Annotated in this window: 14 protein-coding genes; 4 read left to right on the top strand and 10 right to left on the bottom strand. The window is 71.0% G+C overall.

Annotated elements, in window-relative coordinates; genetic code table 11:
- Positions 1 to 17 precede the first annotated feature (17 nt).
- Entirely contained in the window at positions 18 to 2327 is a 2310-nt protein-coding gene (locus tag OG542_RS27180) for a SpoIIE family protein phosphatase (RefSeq protein WP_328414081.1), read from the bottom strand.
- 102 nt (positions 2328 to 2429) lie between these two features.
- Here OG542_RS27180 and OG542_RS27175 point away from each other — a divergent pair, with 102 nt between their 5' ends.
- On the top strand, positions 2430 to 6548 hold the full coding sequence (locus tag OG542_RS27175) for a HAMP domain-containing protein (RefSeq protein ID WP_328414080.1): 4119 nt from the start codon (positions 2430 to 2432) through the stop codon (positions 6546 to 6548).
- Entirely contained in the window at positions 6545 to 7000 is a 456-nt protein-coding gene (locus OG542_RS27170; protein WP_311125641.1) for a response regulator, read from the top strand. The genes OG542_RS27175 and OG542_RS27170 overlap by 4 nt, the downstream gene beginning before the upstream one ends.
- A gap of 89 nt (positions 7001 to 7089) precedes the next feature.
- On the opposite strand, the gene OG542_RS27165 is transcribed toward OG542_RS27170, so the two are convergent.
- Positions 7090 to 8973 carry an AMP-dependent synthetase/ligase gene (locus OG542_RS27165; protein ID WP_328414078.1) on the bottom strand — a complete coding sequence of 628 codons (1884 nt, stop codon included), beginning with the start codon at positions 8971 to 8973 and terminating at the stop codon, positions 7090 to 7092.
- 248 nt (positions 8974 to 9221) lie between these two features.
- Positions 9222 to 11090 carry a translation elongation factor 4 gene (gene lepA, locus OG542_RS27160; RefSeq protein ID WP_261680988.1) on the bottom strand — a complete coding sequence of 623 codons (1869 nt, stop codon included), beginning with the start codon at positions 11088 to 11090 and terminating at the stop codon, positions 9222 to 9224.
- Positions 11091 to 11319: 229 nt separating this feature from the next.
- Between lepA and rpsT the strand changes: the two genes are divergently transcribed.
- Positions 11320 to 11586: a 30S ribosomal protein S20 gene (gene rpsT / locus OG542_RS27155; RefSeq protein ID WP_311125643.1), complete on the top strand. Its 267-nt coding sequence runs from the start codon at positions 11320 to 11322 to the stop codon at positions 11584 to 11586.
- 176 nt (positions 11587 to 11762) lie between these two features.
- Here rpsT and OG542_RS27150 read toward each other — a convergent pair whose 3' ends face one another.
- Positions 11763 to 12158 (bottom strand): nuclear transport factor 2 family protein, encoded by a 396-nt coding sequence (locus OG542_RS27150; protein ID WP_328414075.1) that lies wholly within the window; start codon positions 12156 to 12158, stop codon positions 11763 to 11765.
- 87 nt (positions 12159 to 12245) lie between these two features.
- Between OG542_RS27150 and OG542_RS27145 the strand changes: the two genes are divergently transcribed.
- Positions 12246 to 12671 (top strand): VOC family protein, encoded by a 426-nt coding sequence (locus OG542_RS27145; protein WP_311125645.1) that lies wholly within the window; start codon positions 12246 to 12248, stop codon positions 12669 to 12671.
- A gap of 9 nt (positions 12672 to 12680) precedes the next feature.
- Here OG542_RS27145 and holA read toward each other — a convergent pair whose 3' ends face one another.
- The 6 genes from holA to OG542_RS27115 all read right to left on the bottom strand — a co-directional run bounded on the left by holA (position 12681) and on the right by OG542_RS27115 (position 19893).
- On the bottom strand, positions 12681 to 13670 hold the full coding sequence (gene holA, locus OG542_RS27140) for a DNA polymerase III subunit delta (RefSeq protein ID WP_328414073.1): 990 nt from the start codon (positions 13668 to 13670) through the stop codon (positions 12681 to 12683).
- 147 nt (positions 13671 to 13817) lie between these two features.
- Positions 13818 to 14063 carry a hypothetical protein gene (locus tag OG542_RS27135; RefSeq protein ID WP_193478015.1) on the bottom strand — a complete coding sequence of 82 codons (246 nt, stop codon included), beginning with the start codon at positions 14061 to 14063 and terminating at the stop codon, positions 13818 to 13820.
- 52 nt (positions 14064 to 14115) lie between these two features.
- Positions 14116 to 14997 (bottom strand): YceI family protein, encoded by an 882-nt coding sequence (locus OG542_RS27130; RefSeq protein WP_311125647.1) that lies wholly within the window; start codon positions 14995 to 14997, stop codon positions 14116 to 14118.
- A 208-nt stretch (positions 14998 to 15205) separates the two neighbouring features.
- A complete protein-coding gene (locus OG542_RS27125) occupies positions 15206 to 16045 on the bottom strand; it encodes an arylamine N-acetyltransferase family protein (RefSeq protein ID WP_328414070.1) in 840 nt (279 codons plus the stop codon).
- 3 nt (positions 16046 to 16048) lie between these two features.
- Positions 16049 to 18730: a ComEC/Rec2 family competence protein gene (locus OG542_RS27120; RefSeq protein WP_328414068.1), complete on the bottom strand. Its 2682-nt coding sequence runs from the start codon at positions 18728 to 18730 to the stop codon at positions 16049 to 16051.
- The gene (locus OG542_RS27115) at positions 18727 to 19893 is read right to left on the bottom strand and encodes a ComEA family DNA-binding protein (RefSeq protein ID WP_328414066.1); all 1167 of its coding nucleotides are present in this window, start codon (positions 19891 to 19893) and stop codon (positions 18727 to 18729) included. Before OG542_RS27115 ends, OG542_RS27120 begins: the two co-directional genes overlap by 4 nt.
- Between the last annotated feature and the right edge of the window lie 55 nt (positions 19894 to 19948).

Genomic DNA, 19948 nt, shown 5'->3' with positions numbered 1-19948 from the left:
GCGCTCGCTCCGCCTGCTCATTCCGCCTGGAGCACCAGCAGCGCGAGATCGTCGGCCGGGGGCCGCGCCCCGAACTCGTGCACCAACCGCTTGATCCGCTCGGCTATCAGCTCGGCGTCCAGCCCCGCGCACCCGGCCAGCGCCGCCGCGAGCCCGTCCTCGTCGTCGAACTGGCGGGTGCCGGAGCGACGCTCGGTCACGCCGTCGGTGACGCACAGCAGCGTGTCGCCGGGCCGCAGCTCGAAGGTGTCGCTGGTGTACGTGGCGTCCTCGACGACGCCCAGGAGGGTCTGCGGCTGCGCTGTCGTGTGGACCTCGCCGCCCGCCCCGAGCAGCAGGGGGAGCGGGTGCCCGGCGGAGGCGACGGTGCAGCGGACACCGCCGTCGAAGGGGACCAGTTCGCCGTACAACAGGGACAGGAAGCGCGTCTGGGGGCCGTCGCCGGGCGGGGTCGGCCGGGCGCCCGCCGCCACCAGCGCCCGGGCCGCCGCGTCGGCGGCCTCCGTGGCGTCGTCGAGCAGGAGCTGGTTGAGGCGGTCGAGGACGTCGGCGACCCGGTAGCCCTCGCGGGCCAGCAGCCGCAGCCAGGGCCGGGCCAGGCCGATCACGACGGCCGCCTCGGGGCCCTTGCCCTGGACGTCGCCGACGGCGAAGCACCAGCGGCCGTCACCGGCCGGGAACAGGTCGTAGAAATCGCCGCTGGGCCCGCCCTTGTCGTACGGCTCGTAGACGAGCGCGCTGCGCACCCCGGGGATCTCGGCGACGGCGCCGGGCAGCAGTCCGCGCTGGAGTACGGCGCTGATGGTGGCCTGGCGGGCGTACTGGCGGGCGGCTCCGATGGCGAGGGCGACGCGGCGGCTGAGGTCCTCCACGAGGCCGGTGATCTCGTCGGGGAAGCCGGCGGCCCCCGACCGGCCGATGACCAGGGTGCCCAGCGGGCGTCCCCCGGCGACCAGCCGGTACGCGAGTGCCGACCCCGGCTCGCCCGGCGCGTCACCGAGCGCCTCGCCCGGCCAGGGGTAGTCGACGGGCCAGGACCCGGGCGGGTCGGACGGGTGTGGCGGGTCCTTCTCCAGGGCCTGGCGCAGCTCCTCGATGCGGTTCTCGCTGCCGTGCCAGACCCGGGCCAGGCGCGGCCCGCCCGCTCCGGCCCCGCCGCCCCAGCCGCCGCCGGTGGCCTCGTCCTCCAGCCACACCGCGCACCAGTCGGCCAGCCTTGGCACGATCAGCTGCCCGGCGAGGGCGGCGACCAGGTCCTCGTCGAGCTGCCCGGCGAGCAGGTCGGAGGCCTCCGCGAGGAAGGAGAGGGCGCCGCGGCCCAGCCAGGCACCGTCGCATCCGTCGCTACCGCCCTCGTAACGGTCTCGCCAGTCCCGTACGTCGTTCCAGTCACGCCAGTCCCGTAGGCCGCGGGAGTCCTGCCGGTCCGCCAGGGCGCGGGAGGCCTGTGGGCCCTGCCGGTCCCGTAGGCCGCGAGAGTCCTGTGCGTCCTGCCGATCCCGCCCGTCACGCCGGCGCCGTCCGGCCTCCCTCGACTCTCCCGCGTCCGCCTCACCAGGCTCCCCGGCCTCCCGGCCCTTGCGGGGCTCCGGCGCCAGGATCTCCGCCACCCGCAGCCCGCGCGCCAGCGCCTGCTCCTCGGCGTACGCCTCGATCTGCTCGCCCGCCGCGCACCCCTTGGCGGGCAACCGCGCCCACACGGTCTTGCGGCCCGTGCGGTACGTGATGCCCCAGGCCTCGGAGAGCGCGCCGACGAGCCGCAGGCCGCGCCCGTACTCGGGCATGTCGTGCGGTGTCTCCGGCTCGCCGCCGCGCGGGGCGCGTGAGGGGTGGTGGTCGCAGACCTCGACGACGAGCGCGACCGTCTCGTTGCCGTCGCCGTCGTCGCCGTCGAGTCCGTCGGCGCCTTCCAGCCGGCACGCCAGCTCGATGTCGGTGCCGGCGTGCACGACGGCGTTGGTGACGAGTTCGCTGACGACGAGCGTGGCGTCGTCGGCGAGGCGGTCGGTGAGGTGCTCGGTGCCGGGCAGGCCGAGCCGGGTCCACTCTGCGAGCGCCGAGCGCACAAGGGCGCGTGCGGTGCCCGGCGCGAGTGAGCTGCCGGACAGGGTCGCGTGCGCCCGCGCGCACTCCTGTGCGGGCGCCTGGGATATGGGGGCGGGCGCCGCGCAGGCCGGGGCGCCCGCGTCGGGCGTGAGCGTCTCGGCGGTCGGTGCGGGCTCCTCGGAAACAAGCTCGTCCTCACCGGACGCAGGCGTCTCCGAAGCGTGTGCAGGCGCCTGCGAGGCACGGGAGGCGGTCTCCCGTTGCGTCGGAATGGCCCCCATGGACGGCTCCCCGGGCAGTTCGTACGAATACGCCACAGTCGATGCCGACAGAGTGACAGACTGACCACGCCCATAAGCGCCGAGTTACCGAAGTGGGCCGCCATGAGTGAGAACAGTGCTACTCCTGTGGTCGAAGACCGGTACGAAGACGGTCAGATTCGTACATCCGATCTGCGTCCACTGCTCGCCGCGATGACCGCCGCACGCGACGGCGACTTCACCAAGGTGCCGGAAACCGGCCACGGGATGGTGGCCGAACTCACCGCGGTCTTCAACCAGATCATGGACCGCAGCGTCCACTTCACCACCGAGGTGCAGCGCGTCAGACGGGAGCTGGTGCGGCACGGCCGGCTCGACGAGCGCCTCTCGGCCAGCCCGGGCCAGGGCCTGTGGACCTCCCGCGTCAACGACGTGAACCAGTTGCTCGACGCCCTGGTCGCCCCGGCGGCGAACGCCACGCGGGTACTGGACGCGGTGGCCGGCGGCGATCTGACCCAGCGGGTCGATCTGCACGACGGGACCCGGCAGTTACGCGGCGATCTGCGTCACCTCGGCCGGGCCGTGAACACGATGGTGGACCAGCTCTCCTTGTTCACGGGCGAGGTGACGCGGGTCGCGCGCGAGGTCGGCACCGAGGGGCGGCTCGGCGGCCGGGCCAATGTGCGGGGCCTGTCGGGCAGTTGGCGGGACGTGACCGAGGCCGTCAACACCATGGCGTCCCGGCTGACGGCCCAGGTGCGGGACATCGCGGCCGTGACGACGGCGGTGGCGCGCGGCGACCTGACCCGCACGGTCACGGTGGAGGCGACCGGCGAGCTGCTGGAACTGAAGCTGACCGTGAACACGATGGTGGACCAGCTCTCCGCCTTCGCCGACGAGGTCACCCGCGTCGCGCGCGAGGTCGGTACCGAGGGCCAGTTGGGCGGCCGGGCGCAGGTGCGGGGCGTCTCCGGCGTCTGGAAGGACCTCACCGACAACGTCAACTTCATGGCGTCGAACCTGACCTCGCAGGTCCGCAACATCGCTCAGGTGACTACGGCCGTGGCCAACGGCGACCTCTCCCAGAAGATCACGGTCGCGGCGCAGGGCGAGATCCTGGAGCTCAAGTCGACCATCAACACGATGGTCGACCAGCTCTCCGCCTTCGCCGACGAGGTCACCCGCGTCGCCCGCGAGGTCGGCACCGAGGGCAACCTCGGCGGCCGGGCCCAGGTCCGGGGCGTCTCCGGCGTCTGGAAGGACCTCACCGACAACGTCAACTTCATGGCGGACAACCTCACCTCCCAGGTGCGGAACATCGCGCTCGTCTCCACCGCCGTCGCCCAGGGCGATCTCGGCAAGAAGATCACGGTGGAGGCCAAGGGCGAGATCCTGGAGCTCAAGTCCACGATCAACACGATGGTCGACCAGCTCTCCGCCTTCGCCGACGAGGTCACCCGCGTCGCCCGCGAGGTCGGCACGGAAGGCAATCTCGGCGGTCAGGCCCAGGTCCGGGGCGTCTCCGGCGTCTGGAAGGACCTCACCGACAACGTCAACTTCATGGCGCTGAACCTGACCTCCCAGGTCCGCAACATCGCCCAGGTCACCACCGCCGTCGCCAACGGCGACCTGTCGAAGAAGATCACGGTCGACGCCCGCGGCGAGATCCTCGAGCTGAAGGACACCGTCAACACGATGGTGGAGCAGTTGCGCGCCTTCGCCGACGAGGTGACCCGCGTGGCCCGCGAGGTAGGCACCGACGGCCGGCTCGGCGGCCGGGCCCAGGTGCTGGGCGTCTCCGGCGTCTGGCGGGACCTGACGGACAACGTCAACTACATGGCCGACAACCTCACCTCCCAGGTGCGCAACATCGCCCAGGTGGCGACGGCCGTGGCGCAGGGCGACCTGTCCCGGAAGATCGACGTGGACGCGCGCGGCGAGATCCTGGAGCTGAAGACCACGATCAACACGATGGTCGACACCCTGTCCTCCTTCGCCTCCGAGGTCACCCGTGTGGCCCGCGAGGTCGGCAGTGAGGGTCAACTGGGCGGCCAAGCCCGGGTCGAGGGCGTCTACGGCACCTGGAAGCGCCTGACCACGAACGTCAACGAACTCGCGCTCAACCTCACCACCCAGGTTCGCGCGATCGCCGAGGTCGCCTCCGCGGTGGCCCAGGGCGACATGTCCCGCTCGATCACGGTCGAGACGCGCGGCGAGGTCGCCGAGCTGAAGGACAACATCAACCTGATGGTGGCCAACCTGCGCGAGACGACCCGCGCGAAGGACTGGCTGGAGTCCAACCTGGCCCGCCTCGCCTCCCTGATGCAGGGCCACCGCGACCTGATGGAGGTCGCCGACCTGATACTCCGCGAGCTGACCCCGCTGGTGAACGCCCAGTACGGCGCGTTCTACCTGGCCGACCCGGACGAGGACGGCGCGGCCCTGCGCACCGCCGTGCCGACGAAGGGCCTGGCCTTCATCGCCGGCTACGGCGCCGCCCAGGACGCGACCGTCGAGACCGGTGCCCTCCCCGTGCACGGCCTGGTCGCTCAGGCGGCCCGCGAGAAGAAGCGGATCCTGGTGGAGGGCGCCCCGCCCGACTACATCAAGATCAACAGCGGCCTGGGCGAGGCGGCTCCCACGACGATCGTCATCATCCCGATCCTCTTCGAGGACAAGCTCCTCGGTGTCATCGAGCTCGCCTCTTTCTCCCGCTTCTCCGATGTGCACCTGGCGTTCTTCGACCAGTTCGTCAACACCATCGGTGTCGCCATCAACACGATCATCGCCAACTCCCGCACGGAGTCCCTGCTCGGCGAGTCCCAGCGCCTCGCCATGCAGCTCCAGGAACGCTCGGACGAACTCCAGAAGCAGCAGGGCGAGCTGCAGCGCTCCAACGCCGAACTGGAGGAGAAGGCCGCCCTGCTGGCCACGTCCTCCCAGTACAAGTCGGAGTTCCTGGCGAACATGTCGCACGAGCTGCGCACCCCGCTGAACTCCCTGCTGATCCTGGCCCGGCTGCTCTCCGACAATCCGGACGGCCGTCTCTCCGACCAGGAGGTGCAGTTCGCGACGACGATCCACCGCTCGGGCTCGGACCTGCTCCAGCTGATCAACGACATCCTCGACCTGTCGAAGATCGAGGCCGGCCGGATGGACGTACGGCCCAAGCGGCTCCCGCTCATCAAGCTGCTCGACTACGTCCACGCCACGTTCCGCCCCCTCACCATCGACCGGGGGCTCGCCTTCGAGGTCGCGGTCGGCGAGGACGTACCGCGCGAGATGTACTCGGACGAACAGCGGCTCCAGCAGATCCTGCGCAACCTCCTGTCCAACGCCATCAAGTTCACCGCGTCGGGCAAGGTCGAGCTGCGGGTCGACCGGGTGCAGGACGCCGAGCACCGCCATATTCGGGACACCGACGACGTGGTCGCGTTCGCCGTGTCCGACACGGGCATCGGGATCGCGCCGGAGAAACTCCCGGTGATCTTCGAGGCGTTCCAGCAGGCCGACGGCACCACCAACCGCAAGTACGGCGGCACCGGCCTCGGCCTGTCGATCAGCCGGGAGATCGCGGGCCTGCTCGGCGGCCGGATCATCGCCGAGAGCGAGCCCGGCAGGGGTTCCAGGTTCACCCTGTACGTACCGGTCGTCAGCCCCGGCCACACGGCGCCGCCTCCGGGCCCGGAGGAGCGCGCGGCGCTTCCTCTGCCCCTCCAGCCGACGGTGGGACCGTACCCGGCCGCGCACGACACGGACGACGCCTGGCCCGCGCCGACGAAACTGGAGGCGTGGACGTCCGGCAGGCCGGGCCGGATCCTGGCCGGGCGCCGGGTGCTGATCGTCGACGACGACATCCGCAACGTTTTCGCCCTCACCCATGTCCTGGGCCGGGTCGGCATGACCGTGCTGTACGCGGAGAACGGCCGCGAGGGCATCGAGACCCTGGAGCGCAGCGCGGACGTCGAACTGGTCCTGATGGACATCATGATGCCGGAGATGGACGGCTACGAGACCATCTCCGCCATCCGTCGCACACCCCGCTGGACCGGCCTGCCGATTGTGGCGCTGACCGCCAAGGCGATGCCGGGCGACCGGGAGAAGTCCATCGCCCGCGGCGCCAACGACTACGTGCCCAAGCCGGTGGACATCGACCGGCTGCTGACGGTCGTATGCGAACTGCTGGACCCGGAGAACGCAGAGGACGCAGAGGAACCGGCGGAGGAGACCCGACCGTCATGAGCACCGACCGCGCCGGAATCCTCCTGGTCGACGACATGGAGGACAACCTGACCGCCCTGGAGGCCGTCCTCGCCTCCCTCAACGAACCGCTGGTGCGCGCCCGTTCGGGCGAGGAGGCGATGAAGGCCTTGCTGCGGCAGCCGATCGCCCTGGTCCTGCTCGACATCCGGATGCCCGGCATGGACGGCTTCGAGACAGCAGCCCACATCAAACGCCTCGACCAGACCCGCGACGTCCCGATCATCTTCCTGACAGGAGCGGACGACGACTCGGGCTACGCCTTCCGCGGCTACGCGACGGGCGCCGCCGACTATTTGACCAAGCCCTTCGACCCATGGGTCCTGCGGGCAAAGGTGAGCGTCTTCCTGGACCTCTACCGCAAGGGCAGAGAGGTGGAACGCCTGCGCACGGAGATCCAGAACTTGCGACGCCGGGTGGGCGATGCCCTCTAGGGGCGCGGGGCTGTGTCGATCTGCGGCTCCACCGCGTGGGCGCGAGCGACCACGAACAACCCGCGGCCGCCCGCGCTCCCGGACCACACCTACGCCTCGCGAGAGCCCTCGTACATCTCCTCGATCAGATGCTTGTACTCCCGCTCCACAACCGGCCGCTTCAACTTCAGACTCGGCGTGATCTCACCGTGCTCCACATCGAGGTCCCGCGGCAGCAACCGGAACTTCTTGATGGTCTGCCACCGCTGAAGCCCCTCGTTGAGCTGCTTCACATACCCGTCGACCATCTCGACGGTCCGGGGCGCGGCCACGATCTCGGCGTACGACTTCCCCCCGAGCCCGTTCTCCTTCGCCCACTCGACGATGGCCGGCTCATCGAGCGCGATCAGCGCCGTGCAGAAGTTCCGGTCGGCCCCGTGCACCAGGATGTTGGACACGTACGGGCACACCGCCTTGAACTGCCCCTCGACCTCCGCCGGCGCGATGTACTTGCCGCCCGACGTCTTGATGAGGTCCTTCTTGCGGTCGGTGATCCGCAGATACCCGTCGGCCGACAGCTCCCCGATGTCCCCGGTGTGGAACCACCCGTCCGACTCCAGCACCTCGGCGGTCTTCTCGGGCAGCCCGTGGTAGCCCTCCATGATGCCGGGGCCGCGCAGCAGGATCTCCCCGTCGTCCGCGATCCGCACCTCCGTACCGGGCAGCGGCTTGCCGACCGTACCGGTGCGGTAGGCCTCGCCCGGGTTCACGAACGAAGCCGCCGAGGACTCGGTCAGGCCGTAGCCCTCGAGGATGTGGATGCCGGCGCCGGAGAAGAAGTACCCGATCTCCGGCGCGAGGGCGGCCGACCCGGAGACACAGGCGCGCAGGTTGCCGCCGAAGGCCTCACGGATCTTGGCGAACACCAGCGCGTCGGCGACCTTGTGCTTGGCGCCGAGACCGAACGGCACGGACATCGTGCCGGTACGCCGGAAGTTGTCCTGCGCGACCTTGGCGTACTCGCGGGCGACCTCGGCCGCCCACTGGAAGATCTTGTACTTGGCCCCGCCGCCCGCACGGGCCTTGGCGGCGACGCCGTTGTAGACCTTCTCGAAGATGCGCGGCACGGCCGCCATGTACGTGGGCTGTACGACCGGCAGATTCTCGATGATCTTGTCGACGCGGCCGTCCACGGCGGTGACGTGCCCGACCTCGATCTGGCCGGAGGTGAGCACCTTGCCGAAGACATGCGCGAGGGGCAGCCACAGGTACTGCACGTCCTCACTGCTGACCAGGCCGGTCGCGGCGATCGCCTTCGCCATGTACGACCAGTTGTCGTGCGGGAGGCGCACACCCTTGGGGCGGCCGGTGGTGCCGGAGGTGTAGATGAGGGTGGCCAGCTGGTCCTTCGTGATCGCGCCGACCCGCTCCTTGATCAGGTCGGGGTCCTTCTCCAGGCGGGCCGCGCCGCGCTTCTCCAGCTCGTCGAGGGTGAGGATCCAGTCGGCGCTCTCCTCGTTCGCCAGACCCGCCGGGTCGACGACCACGACATGGGTCAGCTCGGGCAGCTCGGCGCGCTTCTCCTTCGCCTTGGCCAGCTGGTCGACGTTCTCAGCGATGAGCACCCGGCTCTCGGAGTCCGACAGGATGTAGGCGGACTCCTCGGCGTTGGTCTGCGGGTACACCGTGGTGGTCGCGGCGCCGGCGCACATGATGCCGAGGTCGGCGAGGATCCACTCGATCCGGGTGCTCGATGCGAGCGCGACGCGCTGCTCGGACCGCACGCCCAGCTCGATGAGTCCCGCCGCGATGGCGTAGACCCGCTCGGCTGCCTGCGCCCAGCTCAGCGACTTCCACTCCTCCGGCCCCTGCCCGGAGGACGATGGGACCGGATACCGATAGGCCTCGGCGTCCGGCGTGGCCGCCACGCGCTCCAGGAAAAGGCCCGCCACCGACGGCGGACGGTTCTCGATCAGGGTCTGTGTGTCGCTCACGACATCCTCCGGGGCCCGCGTCAGGCGGCTGGCTCAGGTGCGGCTGGGTTTACTGGCGAGCCGTTGTTTAACTCGCGAGTAACTATCGAGCAGGGATCAGAGTAAAGGGCGACCGCCCCCTGCGTAAGGGTCTGCGGCCTGTCACTTCGTACCGAGAGCTACCCCCCGTATGCACAGGGGCCCGCCGCGCTTTCGCGCGGCGGGCCCCTGTTCTACCCGGTTTGCGGTGTGACCCACGGTAACCGTGATTACTTCTTGCCCTTGCCCGACCCCGCGCTGTCATCGCTCGACAGGACGGCGATGAACGCCTCCTGCGGAACTTCCACGGAACCCACCATCTTCATCCGCTTCTTGCCCTCCTTCTGCTTCTCCAGCAGCTTCCGCTTACGGGAGATGTCACCGCCGTAGCACTTGGCGAGGACGTCCTTGCGGATGGCTCGGATGGTCTCGCGGGCGATCACCCGGGAGCCAATGGCGGCCTGGATGGGCACCTCGAAGGCCTGGCGCGGGATGAGCTCGCGCAGCTTGGCGACGAGCCGTACGCCGTACGCGTACGCCTGGTCCTTGTGGGTGATCGCCGAGAAGGCGTCCACCTTGTCGCCGTGCAGCAGGATGTCGACCTTGACCAGGCTGGAGGTCTGCTCGCCGGTGGGCTCGTAGTCGAGCGAGGCGTACCCCCGGGTCTTGGACTTCAGCTGGTCGAAGAAGTCGAAGACGATCTCCGCGAGCGGAAGGGTGTAGCGGATCTCCACCCGGTCCTCGGAGAGGTAGTCCATGCCGAGCAGGGTGCCGCGCCGGGTCTGGCACAGCTCCATGATCGCGCCGATGAACTCGGTCGGCGCGAGGATCGTGGCGCGCACGACCGGCTCGTACACCTCGTTGATCTTGCCCTCGGGGAACTCACTCGGGTTGGTGACGGTGTGCTCGACGCCGTCCTCCATGATCACGCGATATACCACGTTGGGCGCGGTGGCGATCAGGTCGAGGCCGAACTCACGCTCCAGCCGCTCGCGGATCACATCGAGGTGCAGCAGGCCCAGGAAACCGACGCGGAAGCCGAAACCGAGGGCCGCGGAGGTCTCCGGCTCGTAGACCAGGGCGGCGTCGTTGAGCAGAAGCTTGTCCAGCGCGTCGCGCAGCAGGGGGTAGTCCGAGCCGTCCAGCGGATACAGACCGGAGAAGACCATGGGCCTCGGGTCCTTGTAGCCGCCGAGCGCCTCCTCGGCGCCCTTGTGCATGCTGGTGACGGTGTCACCGACCTTGGACTGGCGGACGTCCTTCACGCCGGTGATCAGGTAGCCCACCTCGCCGACGCCGATACCGTCGGCCGCCTTCATCTCCGGCGAGTTGGTGCCGATCTCCAGCAGCTCGTGCGTGGCGCCGGTGGACATCATCCGGATCCGCTCGCGCTTGTTGAGCTGGCCGTCGATGACACGGACGTACGTCACGACACCGCGGTAGGAGTCGTACACGGAGTCGAAGATCATGGCGCGCGCGGGCGCGTCCTTGACTCCGACGGGCGCCGGGACCTCCCTGACGACCCGGTCGAGCAGCGCCTCGACGCCCATGCCGGTCTTGGCGGACACCTTGAGCACGTCGTCCGGGTCACAGCCGATGAGGTTGGCCAGCTCCTCGGAGAACTTCTCGGGCTGCGCGGCCGGCAGGTCGATCTTGTTGAGGACGGGGATGATCTTGAGGTCGTTCTCCATCGCCAGGTAGAGGTTGGCGAGAGTCTGGGCCTCGATGCCCTGGGCCGCGTCGACCAGGAGGATGGTGCCCTCGCAGGCGGCGAGCGACCGCGAGACCTCGTAGGTGAAGTCGACGTGGCCCGGGGTGTCGATCATGTTGAGGATGTGCGTGTTGCCTGGCTCCTCGGTGGGAGCCCACGGCAGACGCACCGCCTGGGACTTGATCGTGATGCCGCGCTCACGCTCGATGTCCATGCGGTCGAGGTACTGAGCGCGCATCTGCCGCTGCTCGACCACTCCGGTCAGCTGAAGCATCCGGTCGGCGAGCGTGGACTTGCCGTGGTCGATGTGCGCGATGATGCAGAAGTTGCGGATCAGAGCCGGGTCGGTACGGCTCGGTTCGGGCACATGGCTAGGGATCGCGGGCACGCAGGGTCCTGATTCTTGAGGCGTCCGCAGTGTCTGCGGTCTCGGGTCGGATCGATACGTAGCCTCCATGGTCCCACGGGTGGGGAGCATGGACGGGTTTGGGCCGTGGATGGGCCCGCTGGTACCGTGGGGGGCTGTGCCTCATGCCCTCTCAGCAGGAGGCACAACCTCAAGAAATCATCGGTGCGGGTCCCGTGCGGTCCCGTGCCAGAACCTGAAAAGGCTCTTCGTGGCGAACATCAAGTCCCAGATCAAGCGGATCAAGACCAACGAGAAGGCGCGGCTGCGCAACAAGGCCGTCAAGTCCTCCCTCAAGACCGCGATCCGCAAGGCCCGTGAGGCTGCGGCCGCGGGTGACGTCGAGAAGGCCAACGAGTACCAGCGCGTTGCCGCGCGTCAGCTCGACAAGGCCGTCTCGAAGGGCGTCATCCACAAGAACCAGGCTGCCAACAAGAAGTCGGCGCTGGCTCAGAAGGTCGCCGCGCTCAAGGGCTGACATCTGATGTGACGCCGGGGGGAATCGAGCGGGCCCTCTCTCATCCGCTCCCTTCCGGCACCCCTCGGATCCGCGCGCGGCCTGCGTTCGCCACGCGGGCGCGGATCCAGCAGCTTGCACCGAAGGCCGGGTGCCTCTCCTGTTCCCCATGGGAGGGCATCCGGCCTTCGGCCTGTTCAGGACCAGAACGCGTTGTTCACGTCGATGTCCTCGACGCATTCGTCGAGGTCGGTGACCTTGTCGCCGACGATCCTGAAGATGATGCAGCCGGTGTCGTCGAGGTGCTTGCCGTTGCGCTCGGCCGTGAAGCGGGTCATCCCGACCGCATGGCCCCGGCCGTCGACACAGATGCCGATCAGCTCGGCGTTCATCGTCCCCTTGGTCTCCATGCCGAGCCGCTCGTACATCTCGATGATCGCGTTCACTCCCTTGAAGTCACCCGACAACGGGTGATCTCCGGGTACGTGGTGTGTGGCGTCCGACGCGATCAGTCCGCGCAAGGTGTCCATGTCACCTCGCGAGAAGGCCTCGAATCCCCTGCGGACGAGCGCTGCGTGCGGGTGTTCAGCCATGACCTTCGCCACCTCTCCGTCTCTTGGCGACGTACGGCTGATACCTCCGATTCTCCCTCCGGCCGTCGATCGCGGCATGGTGGAGAGATGAACGGAGACGACTCAGACGTGCTGGCCCGGGCACGCGTGGCGACCCGGCTGCCCACCCAGGACCTGGACCGGGCACGGCGTTTCTACGCCGAGAAACTCGGTCTGGAGCCCGTGGACGAACGGCCCGGCGGGCTGCTCTACCGGTGCGGCGGCGGGGAGTTCGTCCTGTTCCGCTCGACGGGTGCCTCACCCGGCACCTTCACCCAGATGGCGCTGGAGGTCGACGACATCGACGCCGCCGTGGCCGAGCTGAAGGGGCGCGGTGTGGTGTTCGAGGAGGTCGACCTGCCCGGCTTCCGCACGCGGGACGGGATCGCCGAGATCGAGGGGAACTATCCGAGCAAGGGCGCCCGGGGTGAACGCGGCGCCTGGTTCCGCGACAGCGAGGGAAACATGCTGGGCATCGGCGAGCCCGTCCGCTGAGGAGGGCCCCTACCCTCGTCCCCTGGACCGGGCCGCCCGGGCGATGGCGACCACCGCCTTCTCCAGGGCATACCCCGGGTCGTCTCCGCCGCCCTTGACGCCCGCGTCCGCCTCGGCCACCGCCCGCAGCGCCACCGACACCCCGTCCGGAGTCCACCCGCGCATCTGCTGCCGCACCCGGTCGATCTTCCACGGCGGCATCCCCAGCTCGCGCGCGAGATCGGCAGGCCGGCCTCCGCGCGCCGAGGACAGCTTGCCGATCGCCCGGACGCCCTGTGCCAGCGCGCTGGTGATCAGCACCGGCGCCACCCCGGTCGACAGCGACCAGCGCAACGCCTCCAGCGCCTCCGCCGCCCGCCCCTCGACCGCCCGGTCGGCGACCGTGAAGCTCGACGCCTCGGCCCGGCCGGTGTAGTACCGCCCGACGACCGCCTCGTCGACCGTCCCCTCGACATCCGCGACGAGCTGCGAGACCGCCGACGCCAGCTCCCGCAGATCGCTCCCGATCGCGTCGACGAGCGCCTGGCACGCCTCCGGCGTGGCGGACCGTCCCGTCCCCCGGAACTCACTCCGCACGAACGCCAGCCGGTCCGCCGGTTTCGTCATCTTCGGACAGGCCACCTCGCGCGCCCCGGCCTTGCGCGCCGCGTCGAGCAGCCCCTTGCCCTTGGCCCCTCCGGCGTGCAGCAGCACGAGGGTGATCTCCTCGGCGGGCGCCCCGAGATACGCCTTGACGTCCTTGACCGTGTCGGCCGAGAGATCCTGCGCGTTGCGTACGACCACGACCTTGCGCTCCGCGAAGAGCGACGGACTCGTCAGCTCGGCGAGCGTGCCGGGCTGCAACTGGTCCGAGGTCAGGTCCCGTACGTCCGTGTCGGCGTCGGCGGCCTTCGCCGCGGCCACCACCTCCTGCACGGCGCGGTCGAGCAGCAGGTCCTCCTGGCCCACGGCGAGCGTCACGGGGGCGAGAGGGTCGTCATTCGCATTCTTCCTGGCCATCGCGACAAGCATCCCACGCGGCACTGACAACGGGGCCGGACGGACGGCGGCCGGCTCGGACAGACAGATGCCTGCGCGGACGGAGGCGTACTCGGACGGGCAGGTGCGTGCGCGGACGGAGGCGTACGCCGACAGCGGCCCGGGACCCTACGGCTCTTCCCGCCAGCCGTCCCACTCCCCGGCGAACCGGTCCAGCTCCCCCGCGTCCAGCCGCCCGTCCTCGTCCCTCAGGACGACCAGCCACTGCGCGTCCTCGGCGTCGTCCTCACCGGCCAGCGCGTCCCGCACGAGCCGCGGCTCCTCGCCGACCCCGAACCGCTCCCCGAGCGCCTCGACCACCTCTTCCGCGGCATCACGATCGGGCAGCACCAGCACATGTCGCACATCACTCACGCCGGACATTGTCCGACACCGCCTCGCGGCCCGAGCCGCCGGATCCGCCGGCTCAGCCCTTGCGCACGACCTGCACATCGAGGTCGATCTTGATGCTCGGCCCGACCACCGCGATGCCCCGCGCCAGCATCGTCTGCCAGCTCACGGTGAAGTCGTCCCGGTGCAGCTCGGTCGTGGCCCGGCAGGCCGCCCGCACCTCGCCCTCCATGCCGTTGCCCAGCCCCAGATACTCCGTGTCCAGCGTGACCGTCCGCGTGACGCCGTGCAGCGACAGCGCACCCGTCACGGCCCACCGGTTCGCACCCTTGTGCACGAACCGGTCGCTGTAGAACTCGAGCGTCGGGAACTTCGCGACGTCCAGGAAGTCCGCCGACCGCAGATGGTCGTCACGCATCTTCACATTGGTGTCGATGGACGCCGCGTCGATCACCACATGCATCGCCGACCGCTCCAGCGGGTCGGTGACCCGTATGACACCCGCGAACGACTTGAACTGCCCATGGATCCGGGCCAGTCCGATGTGCCGTGCGGTGAAGGCGAGCGATGAGTGCGCCGACTCGATCTCCCAGTCGCCGGGCTCGGGCAGCTCCGGCGGCCGGGCCACCTGCAACGTCACGTCGCCGAGCGAGGCGAGTGTGTTCTCGGCGACCTGTGTGGTCGCCCGGTACGGCGTATACCCCTCCGCCGACACCGCGAGCCGGTACTCCCCCGCGGGCACCGTCGTCACGAACGACCCGAACGGATCCGCTCCCCCGCTGACCACGGAACGCCCCATGGCGTCGGTGACCGCGAACTCAGCGTGTCTGACCGGCTCGTTGACCGGGTCGAGCACCCGGCAGCTCAGTACCCCCGCACTCGGCGGCGTCGGCACCGCCGCCAGGGGGCTCGCCCGTTGCACCCGGTTGGTTCGGCTTCCCAGCCAGCGGCCGATCATCTGGACCCCTCGTGCGACTCGAAGTCAGCGGTTTGATCACTGTTCACCGAGGACGCATTCGACCACCGATGAGGCTTTCGAGGCAACACGCGACCACATCACGGGAATCCAGCACATGTGATGGGACTACGCACCAGTAGAACCATGTGAACCATGTGTGGACGATGTGCCCCTTCTGGTCCGGATCAGCCCTACCGGCCGGGCCGGATCAGCTCTCCCGGCCGGTGCCCCGGACCACCGGCACCGCGCCGAGCTCGATCCCGAACCGCTCCCGGTACACCCCGAGCACCTCCTCGTCCGTCCCCAGCTCCCTCTCCTCCCGCGTCCCGTCGGCCGCCGTCACCGTGAACTTGCGTCCGCTGAGCGTGATCCTTCCTCCGTCCTCCGTGACCCGCGAACAGACCAGCGACCGCGTGAAGTGCGACACCGACGACGTGCTGTGCCACCAGGCCCCGGCCACGAAGTCACCGAGCGCCCGCGGCCGCACCTCCAGGCGGTACTGCGGTCTGCCGTCACGGATCACGTGCAGGTCCGCCGCCTCCACCGTGTCGTGTCCACCGCGCACCCCGGCCACGTCCGGCCCCGCCTCCACGATCCGGAACGTGCCTCCCGGGTCCTCCTGTTCTCCCCGCTCCCCGAACTCCAGCGGAAGGTGGCTGTGCGCCCCGAACCCGACGTCGGCCAGCCAGTCGCCCCCGTCCACCGTCCGCACCCGCAGCGCGAGATGGTCGTACGGGATCCCGAGCCGCTCCTCGTCCCCGTAGACCCGCCCCGCGAGCAGCGCCACCTCGTAGCCCAGTGCGGCGAGCAACGCCCCGAAGGCTCCGTTGAGTTCGTAACAGAACCCGCCCCGCCGGGCGCCCACCACCTTGTCCAGCAGCCGCTTCTCCTCCAGCACGATCTCCTCGCCGAGATGGATCGAGAGGTTCTCGAACGGCACGGTCCGCAGATGCCGCAGGTGCAGCTCGCGCAGCGCGTCCACGGTGGGCCACGCCGGGGGCTCGGCCCCCAGGCGGCGGAGATAGGCATCAACCTGTGCTGTGTTCATGCCTCAGTCTCGCGCCACCCTCAGCTCCCCGCCCCCTCCTACGACCGCGAGTGCGCCGTCCCGGTCCGTCCGCAGCACCGTCGCACCCCCGGCGCGCAGCGCCGCCACCGTGCCGGGCGCCGGATGCCCATAGGTGTTGTTCGCCCCGCAGCTGATCAGGGCCAGCCGCGGAGCCGCCCGGCGTATGAGACCGGGGTCCTGGTAGGCCGAGCCGTGGTGAGCGACTTTCAGCACGTCCACGCCCTCCAGCATCTCGGCCGCCGGCGACCTGGCCAGCGCCCGCTGGGCCGGGGGTTCGAGGTCCCCGAGGAGCAGCAGCCGCAACCCCGCCGACCGGACCAGCATGGCCACACTGGCGTCGTTCGGCCCCTCCGGCACCGGGTGGGCCGGGAGCACCTGCGGATGCGAGCCCGGTGGAGAGCTCGCTGACGGCGGTGGCGGGCTCGGTGGCGGCCACACCACCTGCCAGGACAACCCGCCCGCGCGGCGCTGCTCCCCGGCGGCGGCGCTGGTCACGGGCACCCGCCGGGCCTCCGCCTGTCTCCGCACGAACGCGGCCTGGTCCGCGGGCTCCTCGAAGCCCGTCGTCTCGATCGCGCCCACGGCCCGTCCGCGCAGCACACCGGGCAGCCCCGCCACGTGATCGGCGTGGAAGTGGGTGAGCACGACCAGCGCGATCCTGGTGATGCCGAGCGCGCGCAGGCAGTGGTCGACGAGCTGCGGATCGGGCCCGGCGTCCACCACCACTCCGGCGCCCTCACCCGCCGCGAGTACCATGGCGTCGCCCTGCCCCACGTCACACATCACCAGCCGCCAGCCCGGCGGCGGCCAGCCCGTGATCACCCGGGTCAGCGGCGGCGGCTGCACCACCGCCAGCGCCAGCAGCAGCCCGCAGACCCCGCACCACCACGGATGTCCGAGCAGCCGCCGCCCCACGAGCAGCACCACCAGGGTCACGGCCGCGAGCAGCGCCGCGCCCGCCCAGCTGCCCGGCCAGTCCACCCCCGCCCCCGGCAGCGCCGCTCCGGTCCGGGCGATCTCCGCGATCCACTCGGCGGGCCACTGCGCGCACCACGCCAGGGCCTTGGCCACCGGCATCCCCACCGGTGCCGTGGCCAGTGCCGCGAAGCCCAGCACGGTGGCGGGCGCGATCGCGAACTCCGCGAGCAGATTGCACGGCACGGCGACCAGGCTCACCCGCGCCGACAGGACGGTGACCACGGGCGCGCACAGCGCCTGCGCGGCGGCAGCGGCGGCCAGCGCCTCGGCGAGCCTGGGCGGCACCCCGCGCCGCCGCAGCCCGGCGCTCCACCGCGGCGCGAGCGTGAGCAACGCCCCGGTGGCCACGACGGACAGCAGGAACCCGTAACTCCGCGCCAGCCACGGGTCGTACAGCACCAGCAGCAGGACCGCCGTCGCCAGCGCCGGGATCAGCGACCTCCGCCGGCCGGTCGCGAGGGCGAGCAGCGCGACGGCTCCGCAGGCCGCCGCCCGCAGCACGCTCGGATCCGGTCTGCAGACCACGACGAACCCGAGGGAGAGCGCACCCCCGAGCACCGCCGTCCCCCGCAGGGAGATACCGAGACGAGGCGCGAGGCCCCGCCGCTCGACGTGCTGCGCCAGGCCCGGCGGCCCGAGCAACAGGGCGAGGAGGATCGTGAAGTTGGCCCCTGACACAGCGAGCGTGTGCGTGAGGTCGGTTTCCTTGAAGGCCTCCTCCAGCTCCGGGGTGATCCGCGAGGTGTCCCCCACGACCAGCCCCGGCAACAGGGCCCGAGCATCCGCCGGCAGCCCGCTGGTCGCCTCCCGCAGCCCGGCACGCAGCCGCCCGGCGAGCCGCTGAGCTCCCGAGGGCTCTCCCACCACCTCCGGTACGCCCTGATCGCGGACGCGCAGCACGGCCGCGACCCGGTCACCGCCCGTCATCGCGGGAGCCAGCCGCGCGCTCACCCTCAGCCGCGTCGACGGCAGCAGCCCGAGCCACGGCGACCGCACCCGCTCGCCGGCCGCCGACCGCGGCAGCCCACCCCCGGTGCCCCCACGGGCCGACCTCACGTCGACGATCATCAGCACCGGCGCCCGCGTCACCACTGTCGTGCCACCCGCCTCGTGGACCCGCCGCACCTCGGCATCGACCAGTACGGCGGTGGGAGCCACGTGATCGCCCCGGACCTTGGGACGGGTCAGCCGGGGGTCGGAGGTGAGCTCGACCTCGGCGGTCACCGTCGCGTACTCCCGCGCCAGGCCGGGCACGGGCCCTCGGCGCAGATCCGCCCCGTGCAGCCCGGCCGACGCGGCGGCAGCGGCGACGCAGAGCAGCACGGCGGCGGCCGAGGCGCGCGGCCACGACGCCGTTCCGGAACTCCGAGCCAGCGGCAGCAGGCCGACGGCGAGCAGACAGCCGGCCACGATGCCCGCGGCCCACCACGGCGATGCGCCCAGCGCCAGCGCCGCCGTGCCCCAGGCCGCGAGGGCGGGGGGCACGAGCCGCAGGTCCGTGGGCCCTTCCTGCCGTGGGCGGGCGGTGCCGAGCCGCTGCCCGGAGGAGGCGTGTACGGACGACCGGGCCGGCTCAGGCGCGCCGGCCCCTCCCCGCGCGGCCGGGCTTTCGCCGCCCGGCACGGCGAGGCCGGCCCCGGGAACGGCGTCGTCCCGCCGCACCGGCGGGTCAGGGGCCGCCCTCATGGCCGTACGAGATTCCGCAGGTCGGCGAAGCGGCGGTCGCCGATGCCGTTCACCTCGCGCAGTTCGTCCACGGAACGGAAACCGCCGTGCTGGGTGCGGTAGTCGATGATGTGCTGCGCCAGCACCGGGCCCACTCCCGGCAGGGTGTCGAGCTGGTCGCTGGTGGCCGTGTTGAGGGAGACCGGAGCCGCCGGCATCGCGCCGCCCGCCGCCCCACCGGCCGTGCCTCCGGCGGCCGTACCGCCCGCCCCGTTTCCCGCGACGGGGGCCGGTCCGCCGACGACGACCTGTTCGCCGTCCACGAGGAAGCGGGCACGGTTGAGACCGTCGGTGTTCGTCCCGGGCTTCACGCCGCCCGCCGCGCGCAGGGCGTCCGCGACCCGCGAGCCGGCCGGCAGCTGATGGATCCCTGGATCACGGACCTTGCCGCCGACGTCCACGACGATCTCGGGCGCTCCCGTGGCGCCTGCCGTTCTCGCCGCCCCGGCGGGCGCGCCCGGCTCTCGCTCCTCCTGCACCTGTCCGCCCTGGTCCCGCTCCCCGAACGGCGCCGCCGCTCGCACCACCTCGGGCGGCCGCACGGACTGGGTCCGGCCGGTCCAGAAGTGCTGCACGGCGAACCCCGCGGCGACGACGAGCAGGACCGTCAGAGCAAGTACGCTCCGCCGCTCCAGCCCGCACCTGGCCTGCAACCACACGGGCAAGCGCTCCCGCAGCGCGAGTCCGGCCCGCTCCCGCCAGGCCCCTGCCTCGACGCGGCCGACCCCACTGTCCGGCCCGGCGGGGACGGCGACGGGTTCCATTCCGGGCTCCACCACAGCTTCGTGCCGATCGGGCCCTTCCCCCACGCGATCCCCGACAGCCGTCTCCCCGAGCGCCCAGGAAGGCCGCCGTCGGCCGGGCGGCCCCTGCCCCGACTCCCGCCGCTCCCCGGCCCGTTCGGCAGGCTCGACTCGCTCAGCCCGCTCAGCCCGTTCGCCATGTTCTCCGAACAGCACCTCCGCCCGCCGGCGCAGTTCCTCCGCGGAAGCGTGGCGGTGCCGGGCCCGGCCGCGTGCGACAGGCGGGCGGCGGCGACGGTGCCGGATGCGGCCGTCGGACATGGGGCCACGCCCCGGGCCGCTGGTCGCAGTCGCTGTACGTGAACGTGATCGAAGTGCCATGCGACGAGGATCGGCCACCTCGGCCCACTCGCGATGATCTTGGTCGATTCCCGGG

Source organism: Streptomyces violaceus, assembly GCF_036014075.1.
Taxonomy (GTDB): domain Bacteria; phylum Actinomycetota; class Actinomycetes; order Streptomycetales; family Streptomycetaceae; genus Streptomyces; species Streptomyces violaceus.
The sequence above is the reverse complement of the archived record's forward strand: the minus strand, read 5'-3'. Positions and strand labels throughout refer to the sequence as shown.

Excerpts from the sequence above, each read along its gene's own strand:
- OG542_RS27180 (WP_328414081.1), bottom strand. The coding sequence starts at position 2,327 with ATGGGGGCCATTCCGACGCAACGGGAGACCGCCTCCCGTGCCTCGCAG.
- OG542_RS27175 (WP_328414080.1), top strand. The coding sequence starts at position 2,430 with ATGAGTGAGAACAGTGCTACTCCTGTGGTCGAAGACCGGTACGAAGAC.
- OG542_RS27170 (WP_311125641.1), top strand. The coding sequence starts at position 6,545 with ATGAGCACCGACCGCGCCGGAATCCTCCTGGTCGACGACATGGAGGAC.
- OG542_RS27150 (WP_328414075.1), bottom strand. The coding sequence starts at position 12,158 with ATGGCTGAACACCCGCACGCAGCGCTCGTCCGCAGGGGATTCGAGGCC.
- OG542_RS27145 (WP_311125645.1), top strand. The coding sequence starts at position 12,246 with ATGAACGGAGACGACTCAGACGTGCTGGCCCGGGCACGCGTGGCGACC.
- holA (WP_328414073.1), bottom strand. The coding sequence starts at position 13,670 with ATGGCCAGGAAGAATGCGAATGACGACCCTCTCGCCCCCGTGACGCTC.
- OG542_RS27130 (WP_311125647.1), bottom strand. The coding sequence starts at position 14,997 with ATGATCGGCCGCTGGCTGGGAAGCCGAACCAACCGGGTGCAACGGGCG.
- OG542_RS27125 (WP_328414070.1), bottom strand. The coding sequence starts at position 16,045 with ATGAACACAGCACAGGTTGATGCCTATCTCCGCCGCCTGGGGGCCGAG.
- OG542_RS27120 (WP_328414068.1), bottom strand. The coding sequence starts at position 18,730 with ATGAGGGCGGCCCCTGACCCGCCGGTGCGGCGGGACGACGCCGTTCCC.
- OG542_RS27115 (WP_328414066.1), bottom strand. The coding sequence starts at position 19,893 with ATGGCACTTCGATCACGTTCACGTACAGCGACTGCGACCAGCGGCCCG.